We start from the raw sequence: 13967 nt of genomic DNA on the forward strand, positions 1-13967 counted from the left end.
GAGTCGGCTTTTACAACGTAAAAAACGGTAATTTCTGATTTTCAGTTTCGACAAAAAATACTTTCACCCGATCTCCTATTTTCACTTGGCTTCTGTCGCCACCAACGAGGCGACTCAGCATGCGTGGCCCCTCGTCTAGATCGATCAGTACAACGGTGTAGGGCAGTTCAGTGTTCCATTCAGGGCCGAAGAAGGAAACGCGGACTTCAGAAAATGAAAAAATGGTTCCGGTCCCAGCGCTAGGCTCCCAGTCAAGGCGTTGGCCGCCGCAGGCCGGGCATAGGCGGCGGGGGAAATAGAAGCGAGTGTTGCAATCAGCGCAATGCTGAAGCAGCAGTATTTCTTGGTTGCAGCCGGCCCAAAAGGGGGCGGAGTCGATGGTGGGGGTGGGGAGTAGCGCTTTATATAAGATTGAACTCATACCGCCTCCAAAGTCATGACGCCGCACACCGAGAAAACACCGCCATTTCCGCTCACGATTGCACGACGAGCGTTTGGCACCTGACGCTTTCCCGCCGTTCCGCGTAGTTGATGGACCGCTTCGGTAATGTGCAGCATGCCACCGATGTGGGCTTGAGATAATAGCCCTCCGTGCGGATTGAGTGGGCAGCGGCCACCCATGCTGGCATGTCCGGCCCGCATGTAATCGCCGCCTTCCCCTGGGCCACAGAAACCTAACGCTTCTAATGTGATTAGTACCGATATTGTGAATGCGTCGTGTAGTAGTGCGACCTGTACGTCTTTAACACCAAAACCGGCACTCTCGAATGCATCGTGACCGGCATCGGCGAAACCCAGGTTTTCGATGTCGGGTATCTGTGTAATTGAATTATGAGTCCCGCGCATCGCCATCGAGCGTACCGTTACGTATTTACAGCCTGCTTTTTTGGCTCGCGACCGTGTCGTCAGGATAACGGCGCCGCCACCATCAGAAATCAGGCAGCAGTCAAGCAAGCGCAAGGGCGAGCTGATCATGCGACTGTTCAGGTGGTCTTCGATGCTCATCGCTTTTTTCATTTGAGCATTGTCGTTATTGAGAGCGTGCCTGCGGGTCACGACAGCAACCTCTGCGAGGTCATTGGTTGTCGCGTTGTATTGGTGCAGATAACGTTGAGCAACGAGGGCGTATGGTGTTAGTAGGCCATGCACACCGAATGGGTCTTCCCATTCTTCGCCGCCCAGCAGGTTACGCATCGCTAGACCATGTCTGTTGTCGGGCCGGCCAGTTAGTGTATTTTCACCATATACACATGCAGCGACTTCGCAATGGCCCGATTCAATAGCCCAAATAGCCTGCTGCAGCATGGTCATGCCTGTTACGGTGCCTCCCACGTCTACCGTTGATACAAATTTCAGCTTTAAGCCCAGATACTCCATGAGTGTTGAGGAAAACATTGAGTTGGGTGTGGCGTATGGGTCGAGGTTTATCAGCCCATCGAGATCGCTTGTGCGAAGCCCGCAGTCGGCCAAAGCCTCTTGCACGGCCCATGCCTGGATTTGCACGGCCTGATATCCCGGTAGTTTGCCCACCTGGGTCTCGCCGACGCCGATAATTACGACTTCATCCGAAATGCGTGGCATGTTTGCTTCCCTATAAACCTAAGTAAGCAGTGCGCAAGCGCTCATCGGATAGCACCGTGTTCATAGGACCGGACAGCACGACCTTGCCTTCGGCTAATACGATGCAGTCGCCGGCGAATTGGGTTGCATAGCCTGCATTCTGTTCAGCCAGAATAACGGAGCATCCGCGCTCGTGTTTTATTTTGCCTAGAGTCTCGAACAGTTCTTCGACGATGATTGGCGCCAGGCCGGCGGAGGGCTCATCGAGTAGGAGTACGCGTGGCTCGGCCATTAGAGCCCGGCCGACGGCCAGCATTTGTCGTTGTCCGCCGCTCATCGTTCCCGATATCTGTTGTGCACGTTGTCCCAATATGGGAAAGAACGAGATTACTTCGTCGTAGAGGCGCTTGAACTCAGCACCGTCAACGCGCTGATGAGTGGCTGCGAATGTACCGCGCAAATTGTCGTATACCGAGACGTTTGGAAAGCATCTCGCGCCATCGGGTACTAATACAATTCCTTCACTTGGGAGGCACCATGAAGGAAGACCGCTGAGATTTTTTCCATTCAGGTGTACCTCACGATAAGCCGTATCAACTACGGCTACGAGGCTTCGCAGCGTTGTTGTTTTGCCGGCCCCATTGGATCCGAGCAGAACCAGCATTCCGCCAGACTCGACAGTCATCGTCACATCTCCCAGCACTGTTAGTTGGCCGTATCGGGATCCGGAGATTTTTGCAGTGAAAGTGTTCATAACTTGAATCCTTTCCCGAGGTACGCTTCACGGACAGAAGGCGCTGACAGTACATCCTTCGGTTTACCGTCGGCCAGTAGCTCTCCTTGGTTTAGCACTACAACCCTGTCGCACAGGTTGGCGATAATCGACATAACGTGTTCGACGATCACAACCGTTACTCCGGCAGCATGGATCCGACGTACGATTTCTATGACGGCGTGTGCGTCCTCATGCGACAGGCCGGCCATTACCTCGTCTAGCAGTAAGACGTCGGGGCCGCATGCCAATGCACGTGCAATCTCAAGTCGTCGCAGGTCCGTAATCGAGAGATCTCCACAACGTCGCATTACCACCGGCGAGAGGCCACAGAACTCTGCTATCGACCGTTCGTCACCTATTCCCGGTGCTAGGTGGCTTTTGCGGCGGACATAAGAGAACGGGACGGAGATCACTTCTTGGACGGTCAGTTGTGGCGGGACGCGCGGAATTTGATATGTGCGTGCCAGCCCCATTACAGCAATTTGGTCTGACCGCAGGCCATTAATCTCTTGTGCGCCCAGGCGGACACTACCGGCTGAGGGTGTGAGCTGCCCTGAAATGGTATTGATCATTGTGCTTTTACCAGAACCATTCGGCCCGATTAGGCCGGTAATCTGACCTCCCGGGAAAGCGATTGAGACGTTGTTCAGTGCTTTCAGTCCGCCGAATGCGACGGTAACGTTCTCTACCGAAAGATTTGCCTTCATTTGGGGTCCTTATGCAGGTGTGCCACGATTTTCTTGAAGAGACCCATTAGCCCAGTGGGTAAGAAAAGTACGAACAGAATAATGATGGCACCATAGACAACTTGATAGCCAACACCGCCAATGTAGGCTCGAGCGATTTCTTCTATGGCTTTGATTAATAGCGCCCCTAGGATTGGCCCAAGCGTGGTATCCATGCCTCCGAGAATAACGATGGCGAGCGGCAGAACGCTCCAGTTGATAGTGAAAACATCTGTGGGTACTACATAGCCGTATAAGCCGCCATAGAGCGCCCCGCTTATTCCGGCCAGAACGCCTGATACTGTGAAGACCAGTATGCGTGTGCGCACTACGGGGATTCCGCTGGCAGCGGCCAACTCCGGATTTGTGCGGACTAGAAAGAGTGCTGGCCTGAGTCGATCTGACAAAAAATAATCTGAAACCAGTGCGGCGATCAGCACAAAACCGGTGATGGCGAGTAGTTGAAGTCGCGGGTCACCATCGAGCAGTACGGGAGGCGATAGGCCGCCACTGCCACCTGTCCATTCTTTGAATACCAATACAAGTACTTGCAGAGACAAGGAGAGGCCCAGTGTCGCAATGGCAAAATACATTTTTCGTAGACGTAGCGTTAAGAGGCCAAGCAGCATGGCGACCAAGGCACAGATGATCAAGGTTGCTATCCACGCTAAGAAGATGCCCATAACCGGTGCGAGCAGCCCGACCCCATAGGCACCAAGTCCAAAGAATGCAGCCGAGGCTAACGTTACCTGTCCCGTTCGAGACAGGATATCCCAGGCTAGAGCAAGAATTGCCGAGATGAGAACGCCGATAGCGAGCTGTACCCAAAACGGGCTATTGAAAGAGGCGATGCCTCCGCCGGCGATCGCGATGCTCGCGTAAACTAAAAGGTTCTTTCTGATAGGGAGCTTCATGAACGCAACTCCTTACCGAATAGCCCAGTTGGCCGAATGAGCAAAACGACCAGAATGATGAGAAAAGCGACTCCATACCCCCAGCTTGCACCTTGCGATACAAAGTTGGCGACTACGCCTTCTGCAATTGAAAGCAGAACGGCTCCGATCAATGCTCCAGGAATGCTGCCAAAGCCTGCTAGCGCTATGATGGCAAATGCCCGGATGACAAGTGCGACGCCAACGTCTGGTTGCACGTAGAGCACCAATGCAACTAAACCACCGGCGATGCCGGCAGTGATTCCGCCGATAACAAATGAAAGACCGAACATCCGATCCACGTTAACGCCGGCCAGCGTTGCCAAGTCCGGGTCATCGCTAGCCAGACGCAGTTGTATTCCATACTTGGAATAGCGCATAAATATCATAAGTAATGCATATAAAACACAACCGACCAGCAGCACGAATGCGTTGTTTCCTGGGATGGTTATTCCAGCGAACTGAATGGTTGGTAGTACCGCGGGCGCGTGCATGACACGCGCATCGGGTGTCCAGAGGATGACTGCAAGGTTGACAATAAGTATTGAAAGCCCAAGAGTGGCCAAGATTTGGTTGTGCTCGTCTTGCCGTAAGACTTTGGCTAGAAAGCTGCGATATATCAGGATGGAAAATAGGCCTATTATTACGCCCGCGATAAGCATGCCAAAGACTGGTGGCACGCCGTATAGCGTATATAAAAAGTAGGTCACGAATGCGCCGAGCATGACAAACTCGCCATGGGCAAAATTGATAATGCGGGTGACTCCAAACTCAATGGCGAGTCCGGAGGCGACAGCGGCGTATAGCCCTGCTGTGGTCAGCGCGAGTAGTAGTGACTGTACGATGAATGTTGCTTCCACGTGCGTACCTTTAGTTGTCTAATACGTGGCGGGCGATTTGTAGGCGCTGCATTTCGGAGGTTCCTTCGCCGATACGAAATGCACGCACATCTCTATAAAAGCGTTCGACCGGAAGGTCTGTTGTATAGCCCGCGCCGCCCATAATTTGCATGACTCTATCGGCGACTCGACCTCCCATTTCACTTGCATAGAGTTTGGCGCGGGAGGCAGCAATTCGAAATTCTGTGCTATCAGAATCTGCCAGGTGCGCTGCTTTTCGGTTCAGGAGACGCGCGGCGTCCAGCTCGACATCGCAGTCTGCAACCATAAATTGAATTGCTTGATGGTCGGCCAGGCGCTTCCCAAAGGTTTTCCGTTCGCGCGTATACGGCAGCGCAATATCCATCAACGCCTGCGCAATTCCTGCGCATTTGGACGCGACCATTAATCGATCTTTATTGATGGTAGCCATCATGGTAAGAAAACCTTGCCCTGGCTGCCCCAGCATATGTTTGTCGGGCACGAAGCAACTATCCAGTGCTAGCTCTGAAAGCGGGTGGCCGCGCCATCCCATTGTTTTAAAGCGTCGTAATAGCTTGAGTCCTGGATTTTCACGCTCGACGATAAACGTTGATAAGCGATTTTTGAGAGGTGCATCTTTGTTAGTGGCCGCCAGGACTATGATGTAGTCAGCGTGTTCAGCACCTGAAATAAAATGTTTGGTGCCGTTTAATTCCCAACCTCCGCTGACACGCATCGCACGGGTGTTGATTGCCGATAAATCCGAGCCAGCAGTAGGTTCAGTTAGCGCATAAGCGATGGTCTTTTCTGCCTGCATCAGTGGCTTTATCAACCACTCGCGTTGATTTTCATCAGCAAACCGTAATGAGCCGGGAAGGTGGCCGAATACTTCGCTAAGCGGCATGGATGTATGCCCAATCTCTTCGTCCATGACGCTTTGCGCGACGGCACTGATGCCTGGACCCCCGAGTTCCCGCGGCATGTTGTAGCCAAACAACCCAATTGATATCGCTTCTTTCTTTAACGCCTGTATCACATCGTGATCGACCTCGCCTGTGGCGTCGATCTCAGCCTCTAGCGGGGCTAGTCTCTCTTTGATGAATCGACGCACCGTTTCTGCCAGTAGTTTGTTTTCACCCGCATCGCTGAACGTCAACATATCGCCTTCCATGCATGTCTCCCGAGCTTGTTTTAATTTGTTTAGCCATTGTCCTCTATAATTGTAGGACAGTATATATGATAGTATTTGTCTGTCAATTATTGAGAATAAAAATATTCGCAGACCGATTTTTTGAGCAAAGGCGAGGCTAATTATGAATAATCAAGGGCTTCTTTCCTCCGATGTGTCGCGCGGCGAGGTAGTCAATTTTGTGGTTCAGCATTTGCGGGACGGCATATTTCACGGAAGATTCGCACCCGGACAACGGCTTATCACGAGTGAGCTAATGACCGATATCGGCGTAAGTCGTGGATCATTGCGAGAGGCATTTAGTCGATTAGCGGCGGATGGCATAGTCGATCTTGTTCCAAACCGAGGGGCGGTGGTGCGCAGGCTCTCACGTGTTGAACTGATAAATTTGTTTCGGATACGTGAAGTGCTAGAAGGCCTGGCTGCGCGCCAGGCCGCCGAGGCCATAAACGTTGCAGAAAATCGGAGAGTATTTGAAGCCATGTGGGAACGAGCCGGACCTGATGACACTCCTCTAACGGCTACTAGGTTCGCCGAAAAAAATAGTCTTTTCCATCAGACTCTCGTGACCATCGGTGGTAACGCCCAGCTTGCTGAACTCATCAATAAACTGCAGTTGCCCATGCTAATGCCGCAACTTAGTCGAGCTCTTACACCCGCTGATATCGAACTGTCGATCGAGGAGCATGTTCCGATTGCGATGGCAATCAAGGCGGCAGATCCGGATGCGGCAGACCAGGCGATGCAACAACATTTACGCGGGTCATGTTCGCGGATTTTGCGCTTGTCAGGTTCTTTGCTAAAGCCGGAGCCACGGTCCCGTTAAGTGGGAAAAACGTTGACGGAGCTGCAAAAAAGCCCGCATAAATTTACCAAAGGGAGAAAAAATGATATTGGGTGAGGTGTTCGAACGAAATGCAGCTCATTATGGTCAGTCGCCTGCTATTTATTATGAAGACAGGGTCATTACCCACGCTGAGTTTTTGAACAGGGCCTATCGCCTGGGTAACGCTTTACAGAACCTGGGTGCGCGTAAGCAGGATCGAGTTCTCATCTTGGCGCAGAATTGTCCTGAGTTTTTGGAACTGAATTGCGCGTGTAGCCTGACCGGCCTGATTAGTGTTGGGCTTAATTATCGACTTGCCGCGAGCGAGCAGCTGCATATTATCAATGATTGTTTGCCTGCAATCTGGATATTTGAAGAGCAGTACTCAGAGCGTGTGGCAGAAATTTGTGAAAAACTCTCAAGCGTACCGCAGCTAATTTGTATTGGCAGAAAAAATGCGAAGGACGGCTGCGACTACGATGAATTGCTGGCGCGGTCGTCTGGCGATAAGCCAGCCTTAAGGGCTATAGAGCAGGATATTGTATTTCTGGTTTATACCAGCGGTACGACGGGGCACCCCAAAGGAGTAATGCAGACCCATGCGGCTCAGATAGAACAGGCAAAAATAACGTCAAATGCCTGTGCCGCCACTCCGATAGATCGAGTGCTGATGGTGATGCCCTTCTATCATGCCGGAGCACCTAATATTTATCTTGGGTATGCATGGGCCGGCGCTTCGATAGTGCTGCTCCGCGCTTTTGATGTGAAGGTTATCTTCGCTAATTTTGCGCGTCATCGGGTTACGGCGGCGCTGCTTGCCCCTGTCATGATTCAAATGTTGCTAGATGCTCCGGAAGAAATACGAAACGGGCCGAATTATTTAAGTTTAATTGTTTACTCATCGGCCCCGATGCCTGTTCCTCTTCTTAAGCGAGCAATTGCACAATTTGGCTCTATTTTTGCGCAGGCCTACGGAATGACTGAATGCTTGGTCGGCTCTTTTATGTACAAACATCAACACAGGCTTGATGGCGCTCCTGATGAGGTGAAGCGGCTGGCTTCGGCAGGCCAGCCTTATTTTGGCTGCAATATTGTTGTGCGTCGCTCGAATGGGAGTGCTTGCGAAGTGGGCGAAGTGGGCGAAGTCACCATTAATAGCCCTGCCACTATGCACGGCTACTGGAATAATACGCAGGCGACCCTTAGTGCTATTCGAGACGGCTGGTACTTCACCGGCGACCTGGGCTACTTTGACAATGAGCATTACCTGTTTGTGGTTGATCGCAAAAAGGACATGATCATCTCCGGCGGTGAGAATATATATTCTCGCGAGGTTGAAGAGGCGTTATTAACGCATCCATCGGTCTTTGAAACCGCCGTAATAGGCATTCCCGATGAAAAATGGGGGGAGTCCGTAATGGCTTTCGTTGTATGTCGTAACGGAGAGCCGGAAGCGAGCGAATTAATCGAGCACTGTCAGATGCATATCGCTAGCTATAAAAAACCTAGGGTTGTCAAGTTTGTAGAGGCGCTTCCGCGTGTAGCCAGCACAAATAAGGTAGATAAAAAGAGACTTCGGGCACCTTATTGGAACCTTGACCAGCAAGCGGGTGTTTAAAGGGCCAAATATACTGTGTTGATGGCCCCGTATTTGCTAGATCGGCTTGTTGTGTTTTAGTGCTTGTTGGGGTTGCAGGTGATGTCGGTAGTGGCACCCCTTTGGTGTGCCAAAAATAAAGCCAAGACTCGGTGCCTATGAAAATCGCGTTAAGTTTAGACTGCTGATATTAGGCTTGGCTCCCAGGTGAACCTGGTTATGGTGCAAATGGATCAGGTTACTCAGCAAAACGCCGCCCTGGTGGAAGAGGTGTCTGCCACGGCCGGTTCGCTGCAAGATCAGGTGCAGCATTTGGCGCAGGCTGTGGCGGTATTCAGAATAAATTAAAAATGTGAGGTATCTATTCCTGGAATGGTCACTCTTTTTATAGAATTGTAAATTTTCTACCATTTATAATTCTATTTTATTGGTCGACTCGAAACCTACATTTCACATAGTCAGCTCGATTGCCATCTATGCCACAAGCCCCGTATATCAGTGCTTATACAAAGCTTTCATACCTCCCATCATTTCAATATTCGTGTTTGACCACGGCCTTTTACATCGGGCATTGACGTAATGTTTGTTGCATTTCGACAAAAAAAACTTGAAGTTAATTAAATAAAGTTTAAAATTTGTTTGAATTCAGACATTTATTTCGCCATCAAATGTAAATATGTCAATGGCTTGCGCCAATGGCCATTGATTCCTCGGTGGCATAGGTCGTCATGGTGGCGACTTTTGTCTATATAGGTCTGGTGATTGGAAGCGATCAAAGGTGGATGTGATGAGGGCAAAACGTATTTTTATAATGATGAAAAACGGACTAGGCCTGTCGATTGGAGCCCTGCTGTTCCTGTGCACGCAGGCTGCGGTAGCGGGCCAGGACGGCGTTACATCAGGGGCGTTCCAGGTAAGAGTCAACATTCTGGCGCAGTGCGACCTATCGCCTACGGCCCTCGAGTCTGTGAAAAATGTCTGTCGCAACGAAGTGCTGCATCAGGTCGTCGCAACCCCAATAGAATCTTCATCGGCACATGCGGCGGCTACGCGCGATCAGAAAGCGCAGGTTTACCGGGTCACTGTTGTCTACTGATCGATCCGCGACGTCCCACGCAAAAGCCCCAGCCGGAAACGACTGGGGCTTTTATGTTCCAGGGCACTTGAGGCGGCGCCCAGTCAGGAACCAAGAAGCGTACTGGGTTAGTTGCTAAGGATAATTTGCGCAATGAGGCCCGTGGTGATGGCCGCAAGCACAAAATCGCCGCCTGTCTGAACCCAATAATAACCGCGGGGCGGGGGGCTCAAGTGATGGCCGCGCCAATCTTCAATAACGTACTGCCTGTTCCGGTATTCCGGAGGGAGCCGTCCGCCTCTGTAGAAATTGTGAGAAGGCCCCGCTCCGCGTCCACGGTGATCTTCATGTTCGCGTGCAGGCATTCTGCGTGGAGGCGGCGCTTCGTGTGCATTGCGCCCGTGATCGTTATTTCGAAAGTCATGCGCCGACGGCCTGTCGTGCCCGCTATCGCGATGGTCGTTTTGAGCGAAAGCGGAACCGCATGCCGTTACACATAGTGCCAGGACGGTGGAACCAATCAATTTGCTGTTCATATATCACACTCCTGTTGTAGCATCGCAATCGGTAGAGTTGGTGTCAGTAATCCTTCTCTTGCATCAAGGCGCCTACCTATTCCGATGGCCTGCCTGATGCCCATTTAAGCATTAAAGATGTTTTAGACCCATGGCGGTTTAGCCGCCAAGGTTACAAAACCTATCGTGGTTATTTCGGTGTGGATAGGTTTCCGCGCAACGCATGAATTAACGAGAATCAGGTATGGAATCCGCTGACAATTTTGCTGTGGCTTTTGACGCCTACGGCACTCTTTTCGATGTTCATTCGGTGACGGCTCTAGCTGAGACGCTCTTCCCCGGTAGCGGAGGCGAGTTTTCCCAAATATGGCGTGCGAAACAGCTTGAATACTGTTTTCTGCGCACCATGGGCGGGCGCTACGAGGACTTCTGGGAAGTTACCAGGTCGGCCTTGCAATACACGGCCGAAAAACTACAGTTGAACCTGGCGTCGAACAGTCGAGACCGCTTGATGGCGGCTTACCTGAGTCTGGCGCCTTTTCCGGAAAGCCTGGCGGTGTTGAACTCCATCAAGGACCTGGGCGGCAAACTGGCCATCCTGTCCAATGGCAATCAGACAATGCTTGATCATCTGGTGCGCAATGCGGGCATGGAAGGCCTGTTCACTTACGTGCTTAGCGTCGATCAAATCAAAAAATACAAGCCCGATCCGCAGGTCTACCAGATGGCTTGCGATGCCTTCAGCCTGCCCGCGCGGCAGATCAATTTTGTTTCATCCAATGGGTGGGATGTCAGCGGCGCCGCGTGGTTTGGCTTCAGCACGTTCTGGGTTAATCGCCAATCCAGCCCGGTCGAGCGTCTGGGGGTGGTGCCGCGGGGGATGGGTAGTTCATTGACCGGCTTGCTGAATCACTTGCGTGGCGCGCCGTTGTAGCGGCATTTTATGGGTGTGTTCGTGACGTATGTAGCGCCACCCCTTGTGGGTGGCAAAACCGTACTCGCGGAAGGAAATGCTCGTCTACCTACAGGGCAGCCTTGCCGGCCAGCTCGTTGAAATCATGGGCGACGATGTCCCACGATTCCGAGGGCTCCAGGTCCGTGCTTTGCGCGGGCCCGTGTTCGGTCGGGCGCGTGACGAAAGCCGTGGCCAGTCCGCATTGCCTTGCGGCGTGCAGGTCGTTGTTGTGCGCGGCGGTCATGCAGACTTCACCGGGAGCCAGACCCAGGATTTCGGCCATGCGTGTGTAGGCCTGGGGGGCGGGCTTGTAGGCCTGGGTTACTTCGGCTCCCAGGATGGCGTCCCACGGCAGGCCGCCACGCCTGGCCAGGTCGATCATGATGGCGATGTTGCCGTTCGAGGCGGGCGCGATGATGTATTTCGTTTTCAGGCGCGCCAGCCCGGCGGCGACGTCGGGCCAGGGGTCGAGCCGATGCCATGCCAGGTTCAGCGCTCCGAGTTCGGCTTCGGTGATGGTGGTGATGTCCACGTCGAACGACCGCAGTGCTTTCTCGAGGTTTTCGCGGTGCAGGACATCGAGGCGCGTGTAAGGCCGTTCGCCGTTGCGGCAGGCTTGCATGGCGGGTTGGTACAGGCTGCGCCAGGTGTCGGCGAATTGGTGGGCATCAATATGTTCCAGCCCGTGTCCGTGGAAAAACCTGGCCGCTTCGCGGGCTACGCCGCGGCGCCAGTCGACGACCGTGCCGAATACATCGAAACAGAATGCCTTGATCTGACTCATGAGTGATTCCGCTTATTTTTCAGGCATTACTATACCGCCAGAGGGCGAGCACCTGGCAACGGTGTGATCCGCTGCGGCATGCTTTGCAGATACCATCTCGATCCTTGACGATTTGGCACCCACAAGGGGTGCCGCTACATGACTCACGGCCATGTTTTGTAGGGGTGACCCTTGTGGTCGCCCTTGTGGGTGCCATTTCGATGCATTACTCTGACGACAGGCCACTTGACCCATTTCAGGCGATAGAAAGGAAAATGTCATGAATGCGCTGACCTCGGCTTTGGACATTGATGCTAAAGAAGTGCTTTCTGAATTGGAAGCCATTTATAAAGACTTGCACCGCAACCCCGAGCTTTCCATGCAGGAGGCCCGCACCGCGGGTATTGCGGCCGACTATCTGGCGGCCCAGGGTTTCGAGGTATCGCGCCAGATTGGCCTGACCGGGGTCGTCGGCGTCTTGAAAAACGGCGAAGGCCCCACGGTCATGCTGCGTGCCGATATGGATGCGCTTCCCGTCACCGAAGCCACTGGCTTGCCGTATGCCAGTACCACTAAGGCCAGGGACGAAGACGGCATCGAGGTCGGTGTGGCCCACGCCTGCGGCCATGATATGCACGTCACCTGGCTAATGGGTGCGGCGCGGCTTCTGTCCAGACACCGCGATGTGTGGAAGGGCACTGTGTTGGCGGTTTTCCAGCCTGGCGAGGAAGTCGGGCGCGGGGCACAAGGCATGATCGACGATGGGATGCTCGAACGCTTTCCCAAACCGGACATCATTCTGGGCCAGCATGTCATGGTCGGTGAAGCGGGCACCGTAGGCTATCGCAGTGGCGTCATCCTGTCTGCGGGCGACAGCATGAAGGTCAGGCTTTTCGGTCGCGGCTCGCATGGCTCGCAACCACAAACGTCTATCGACCCGGTCATTATGGCGGCATCGACTACGATGCGGCTGCAAACGATCGTTTCACGCGAAATCGCGCCGATAGATAGCGCGGTATTGACAATTGGATCGCTGCAGGCCGGGACCAAGGAAAACATTATCCCGGACGAGGCCACGCTCAAGCTGAACATACGTACCTATGACGAAGACGTACGCAGCACCATGCTTTCCGCCGTCAAGCGTATCTGCTGCGCGGAATGCGCCGCGTCGAACGCCCCACGGGAGCCTGAATTTACCGCTCTCAGTACTTACCCCTTGACCCGCAACGATGTCGAGGCGACCGAAAAGGTCGCGCAGGCATTTAATGCACAGTTCGGCGAGCGCGCACATGAAACCAAGCCCGCCGGCGCCAGTGAAGACTTCAGCACGTTCGGGCGCGCCTGGAAAGTGCCTTATGTTTTCTGGTTTGTGGGAGGCACTGACGCCCAAACCTACGTCAAGGCCAAGGAAGCAAAGAAACTCAACGAAATTCCGAGCAATCATTCGCCCAAATTCGCCCCGACGCTCGACCCTACATTGAAAACCGGGTTGCAAGCCATGCTGACGGCCGCATCCGTCTGGCTATGCGCGAAGGAGAAAAAGGCGTGACTATACATGCCTTGTTCACATCGCTCGATCTGATAGGCACCTTCGCTTTCGCCATCAGCGGAGCCGTTGCCGCGCATCAGAAAAAGCTGGATTTATTCGGCATCATTACGCTGGCCTACACGACGGCCTGCGGCGGAGGCATTATCAGGGATGTGTGCATAGGCGCGCTACCACCCGCAGGTTTGTCGGATTGGCGTTATCTTGCACTGTCCATCGTTGCGGCGGGCCTAGTCATCGGTGCTGGTCAACTGGTGCAAAAACTCTCTCAGCCGGTACTTTTGTTCGATGCCGTGGGGCTGGGTTTTTTTGCCGTTTTCGGCGCCCATAAGGCGCTGGTTTACGGCCACAGCATGGAAGCGGCCATTATTCTTGGCATGATATCGGCAGTGGGCGGCGGCGCATTGCGCGACCTGCTGCTCAATCGCACGCCCGTCATTTTGCAGAAAGAAATCTACGCCTCGGCGGCGCTTGTCGCCGCGGTGCTTCAGACTGGCGGCGAAACCCTCGGCTGGTCTTTGCGCTGGGTTCCCTGGGTGGCAATAGCCTTGTGTTTTGCGATTCGCTACCTATCGCTATGCTTTCACTGGAACCTTCCCCGGTTTGCCAACGACAAAGAGTAGGATCTGACACGAAGAAGGATGAAGCG

At 53.2% G+C, this 13967-nt stretch carries 15 protein-coding genes; 6 read left to right on the forward strand and 9 right to left on the reverse strand.

Annotation, left to right across the window (positions count from 1 at the left end; all coding sequences use genetic code 11):
* Positions 1-10: 10 nt before the first annotated feature.
* The 7 genes from EDC26_RS13740 to EDC26_RS13770 are packed head-to-tail and all read right to left on the reverse strand — an operon-like array spanning position 11 to position 6023.
* Positions 11-421 carry a Zn-ribbon domain-containing OB-fold protein gene (locus EDC26_RS13740; protein ID WP_132583572.1) on the reverse strand — a complete coding sequence of 137 codons (411 nt, stop codon included), beginning with the start codon at positions 419-421 and terminating at the stop codon, positions 11-13.
* A complete protein-coding gene (locus tag EDC26_RS13745) occupies positions 418-1581 on the reverse strand; it encodes a thiolase family protein (RefSeq protein ID WP_132583574.1) in 1164 nt (387 codons plus the stop codon). Before EDC26_RS13745 ends, EDC26_RS13740 begins: the two co-directional genes overlap by 4 nt.
* Positions 1582-1591: 10 nt before the next feature.
* Complete coding sequence (locus EDC26_RS13750; RefSeq protein ID WP_132583576.1) at positions 1592-2314, reverse strand: ABC transporter ATP-binding protein; 723 nt, start codon at positions 2312-2314, stop codon at positions 1592-1594.
* Positions 2311-3042, reverse strand: coding sequence for an ABC transporter ATP-binding protein (locus EDC26_RS13755; protein WP_132583578.1), 732 nt, complete (start codon positions 3040-3042; stop codon positions 2311-2313). The genes EDC26_RS13750 and EDC26_RS13755 overlap by 4 nt, the downstream gene beginning before the upstream one ends.
* Entirely contained in the window at positions 3039-3974 is a 936-nt protein-coding gene (locus EDC26_RS13760) for a branched-chain amino acid ABC transporter permease (protein WP_132583580.1), read from the reverse strand. The genes EDC26_RS13755 and EDC26_RS13760 overlap by 4 nt, the downstream gene beginning before the upstream one ends.
* On the reverse strand, positions 3971-4852 hold the full coding sequence (locus EDC26_RS13765) for a branched-chain amino acid ABC transporter permease (RefSeq protein ID WP_132583582.1): 882 nt from the start codon (positions 4850-4852) through the stop codon (positions 3971-3973). The genes EDC26_RS13760 and EDC26_RS13765 overlap by 4 nt, the downstream gene beginning before the upstream one ends.
* A gap of 10 nt (positions 4853-4862) precedes the next feature.
* Positions 4863-6023, reverse strand: coding sequence for an acyl-CoA dehydrogenase family protein (locus tag EDC26_RS13770; RefSeq protein WP_243700918.1), 1161 nt, complete (start codon positions 6021-6023; stop codon positions 4863-4865).
* A 142-nt stretch (positions 6024-6165) separates the two neighbouring features.
* Here EDC26_RS13770 and EDC26_RS13775 point away from each other — a divergent pair, with 142 nt between their 5' ends.
* The 3 genes from EDC26_RS13775 to EDC26_RS13785 all read left to right on the forward strand — a co-directional run bounded on the left by EDC26_RS13775 (position 6166) and on the right by EDC26_RS13785 (position 9560).
* Positions 6166-6867, forward strand: a complete 702-nt coding sequence (locus EDC26_RS13775) for a GntR family transcriptional regulator (RefSeq protein WP_132583584.1) — start codon at positions 6166-6168, stop codon at positions 6865-6867.
* Between the two features lie 61 nt (positions 6868-6928).
* A complete protein-coding gene (locus EDC26_RS13780) occupies positions 6929-8485 on the forward strand; it encodes an AMP-binding protein (protein WP_132583586.1) in 1557 nt (518 codons plus the stop codon).
* Between the two features lie 790 nt (positions 8486-9275).
* Positions 9276-9560, forward strand: a complete 285-nt coding sequence (locus EDC26_RS13785) for a hypothetical protein (RefSeq protein ID WP_132583588.1) — start codon at positions 9276-9278, stop codon at positions 9558-9560.
* A 107-nt stretch (positions 9561-9667) separates the two neighbouring features.
* On the opposite strand, the gene EDC26_RS13790 is transcribed toward EDC26_RS13785, so the two are convergent.
* A complete protein-coding gene (locus EDC26_RS13790; protein ID WP_132583590.1) occupies positions 9668-10075 on the reverse strand; it encodes an RcnB family protein in 408 nt (135 codons plus the stop codon).
* Between the two features lie 223 nt (positions 10076-10298).
* Between EDC26_RS13790 and EDC26_RS13795 the strand changes: the two genes are divergently transcribed.
* A complete protein-coding gene (locus EDC26_RS13795) occupies positions 10299-10988 on the forward strand; it encodes a haloacid dehalogenase type II (protein WP_132583592.1) in 690 nt (229 codons plus the stop codon).
* Positions 10989-11076: 88 nt separating this feature from the next.
* On the opposite strand, the gene EDC26_RS13800 is transcribed toward EDC26_RS13795, so the two are convergent.
* On the reverse strand, positions 11077-11793 hold the full coding sequence (locus EDC26_RS13800) for a haloacid dehalogenase type II (protein ID WP_132583594.1): 717 nt from the start codon (positions 11791-11793) through the stop codon (positions 11077-11079).
* 259 nt (positions 11794-12052) lie between these two features.
* On the opposite strand from EDC26_RS13800, the gene EDC26_RS13805 reads away from it, so the two are divergent.
* Together EDC26_RS13805 and EDC26_RS13810 are read left to right on the forward strand one after the other, a co-directional pair.
* On the forward strand, positions 12053-13321 hold the full coding sequence (locus tag EDC26_RS13805; RefSeq protein WP_132583596.1) for a M20 family metallopeptidase: 1269 nt from the start codon (positions 12053-12055) through the stop codon (positions 13319-13321).
* Entirely contained in the window at positions 13318-13941 is a 624-nt protein-coding gene (locus EDC26_RS13810; protein ID WP_243700919.1) for a trimeric intracellular cation channel family protein, read from the forward strand. Before EDC26_RS13805 ends, EDC26_RS13810 begins: the two co-directional genes overlap by 4 nt.
* The last annotated feature ends 26 nt before the right edge of the window (positions 13942-13967 follow it).

Origin of the sequence: Paralcaligenes ureilyticus, assembly GCF_004346225.1 — a bacterium.
Taxonomy (GTDB): domain Bacteria; phylum Pseudomonadota; class Gammaproteobacteria; order Burkholderiales; family Burkholderiaceae_B; genus Paralcaligenes; species Paralcaligenes ureilyticus.

What these genes read in the sequence shown, in the direction of transcription:
- EDC26_RS13790 (WP_132583590.1), bottom strand. Translation starts at nt 10,075, where the DNA reads ATGAACAGCAAATTGATTGGTTCCACCGTCCTGGCACTATGTGTAACG.
- EDC26_RS13795 (WP_132583592.1), top strand. Translation starts at nt 10,299, where the DNA reads ATGGAATCCGCTGACAATTTTGCTGTGGCTTTTGACGCCTACGGCACT.
- EDC26_RS13740 (WP_132583572.1), bottom strand. Translation starts at nt 421, where the DNA reads ATGAGTTCAATCTTATATAAAGCGCTACTCCCCACCCCCACCATCGAC.
- EDC26_RS13805 (WP_132583596.1), top strand. Translation starts at nt 12,053, where the DNA reads ATGAATGCGCTGACCTCGGCTTTGGACATTGATGCTAAAGAAGTGCTT.
- EDC26_RS13760 (WP_132583580.1), bottom strand. Translation starts at nt 3,974, where the DNA reads ATGAAGCTCCCTATCAGAAAGAACCTTTTAGTTTACGCGAGCATCGCG.
- EDC26_RS13775 (WP_132583584.1), top strand. Translation starts at nt 6,166, where the DNA reads ATGAATAATCAAGGGCTTCTTTCCTCCGATGTGTCGCGCGGCGAGGTA.
- EDC26_RS13770 (WP_243700918.1), bottom strand. Translation starts at nt 6,023, where the DNA reads ATGGAAGGCGATATGTTGACGTTCAGCGATGCGGGTGAAAACAAACTA.
- EDC26_RS13785 (WP_132583588.1), top strand. Translation starts at nt 9,276, where the DNA reads ATGATGAAAAACGGACTAGGCCTGTCGATTGGAGCCCTGCTGTTCCTG.
- EDC26_RS13800 (WP_132583594.1), bottom strand. Translation starts at nt 11,793, where the DNA reads ATGAGTCAGATCAAGGCATTCTGTTTCGATGTATTCGGCACGGTCGTC.
- EDC26_RS13745 (WP_132583574.1), bottom strand. Translation starts at nt 1,581, where the DNA reads ATGCCACGCATTTCGGATGAAGTCGTAATTATCGGCGTCGGCGAGACC.
- EDC26_RS13755 (WP_132583578.1), bottom strand. Translation starts at nt 3,042, where the DNA reads ATGAAGGCAAATCTTTCGGTAGAGAACGTTACCGTCGCATTCGGCGGA.
- EDC26_RS13750 (WP_132583576.1), bottom strand. Translation starts at nt 2,314, where the DNA reads ATGAACACTTTCACTGCAAAAATCTCCGGATCCCGATACGGCCAACTA.
- EDC26_RS13780 (WP_132583586.1), top strand. Translation starts at nt 6,929, where the DNA reads ATGATATTGGGTGAGGTGTTCGAACGAAATGCAGCTCATTATGGTCAG.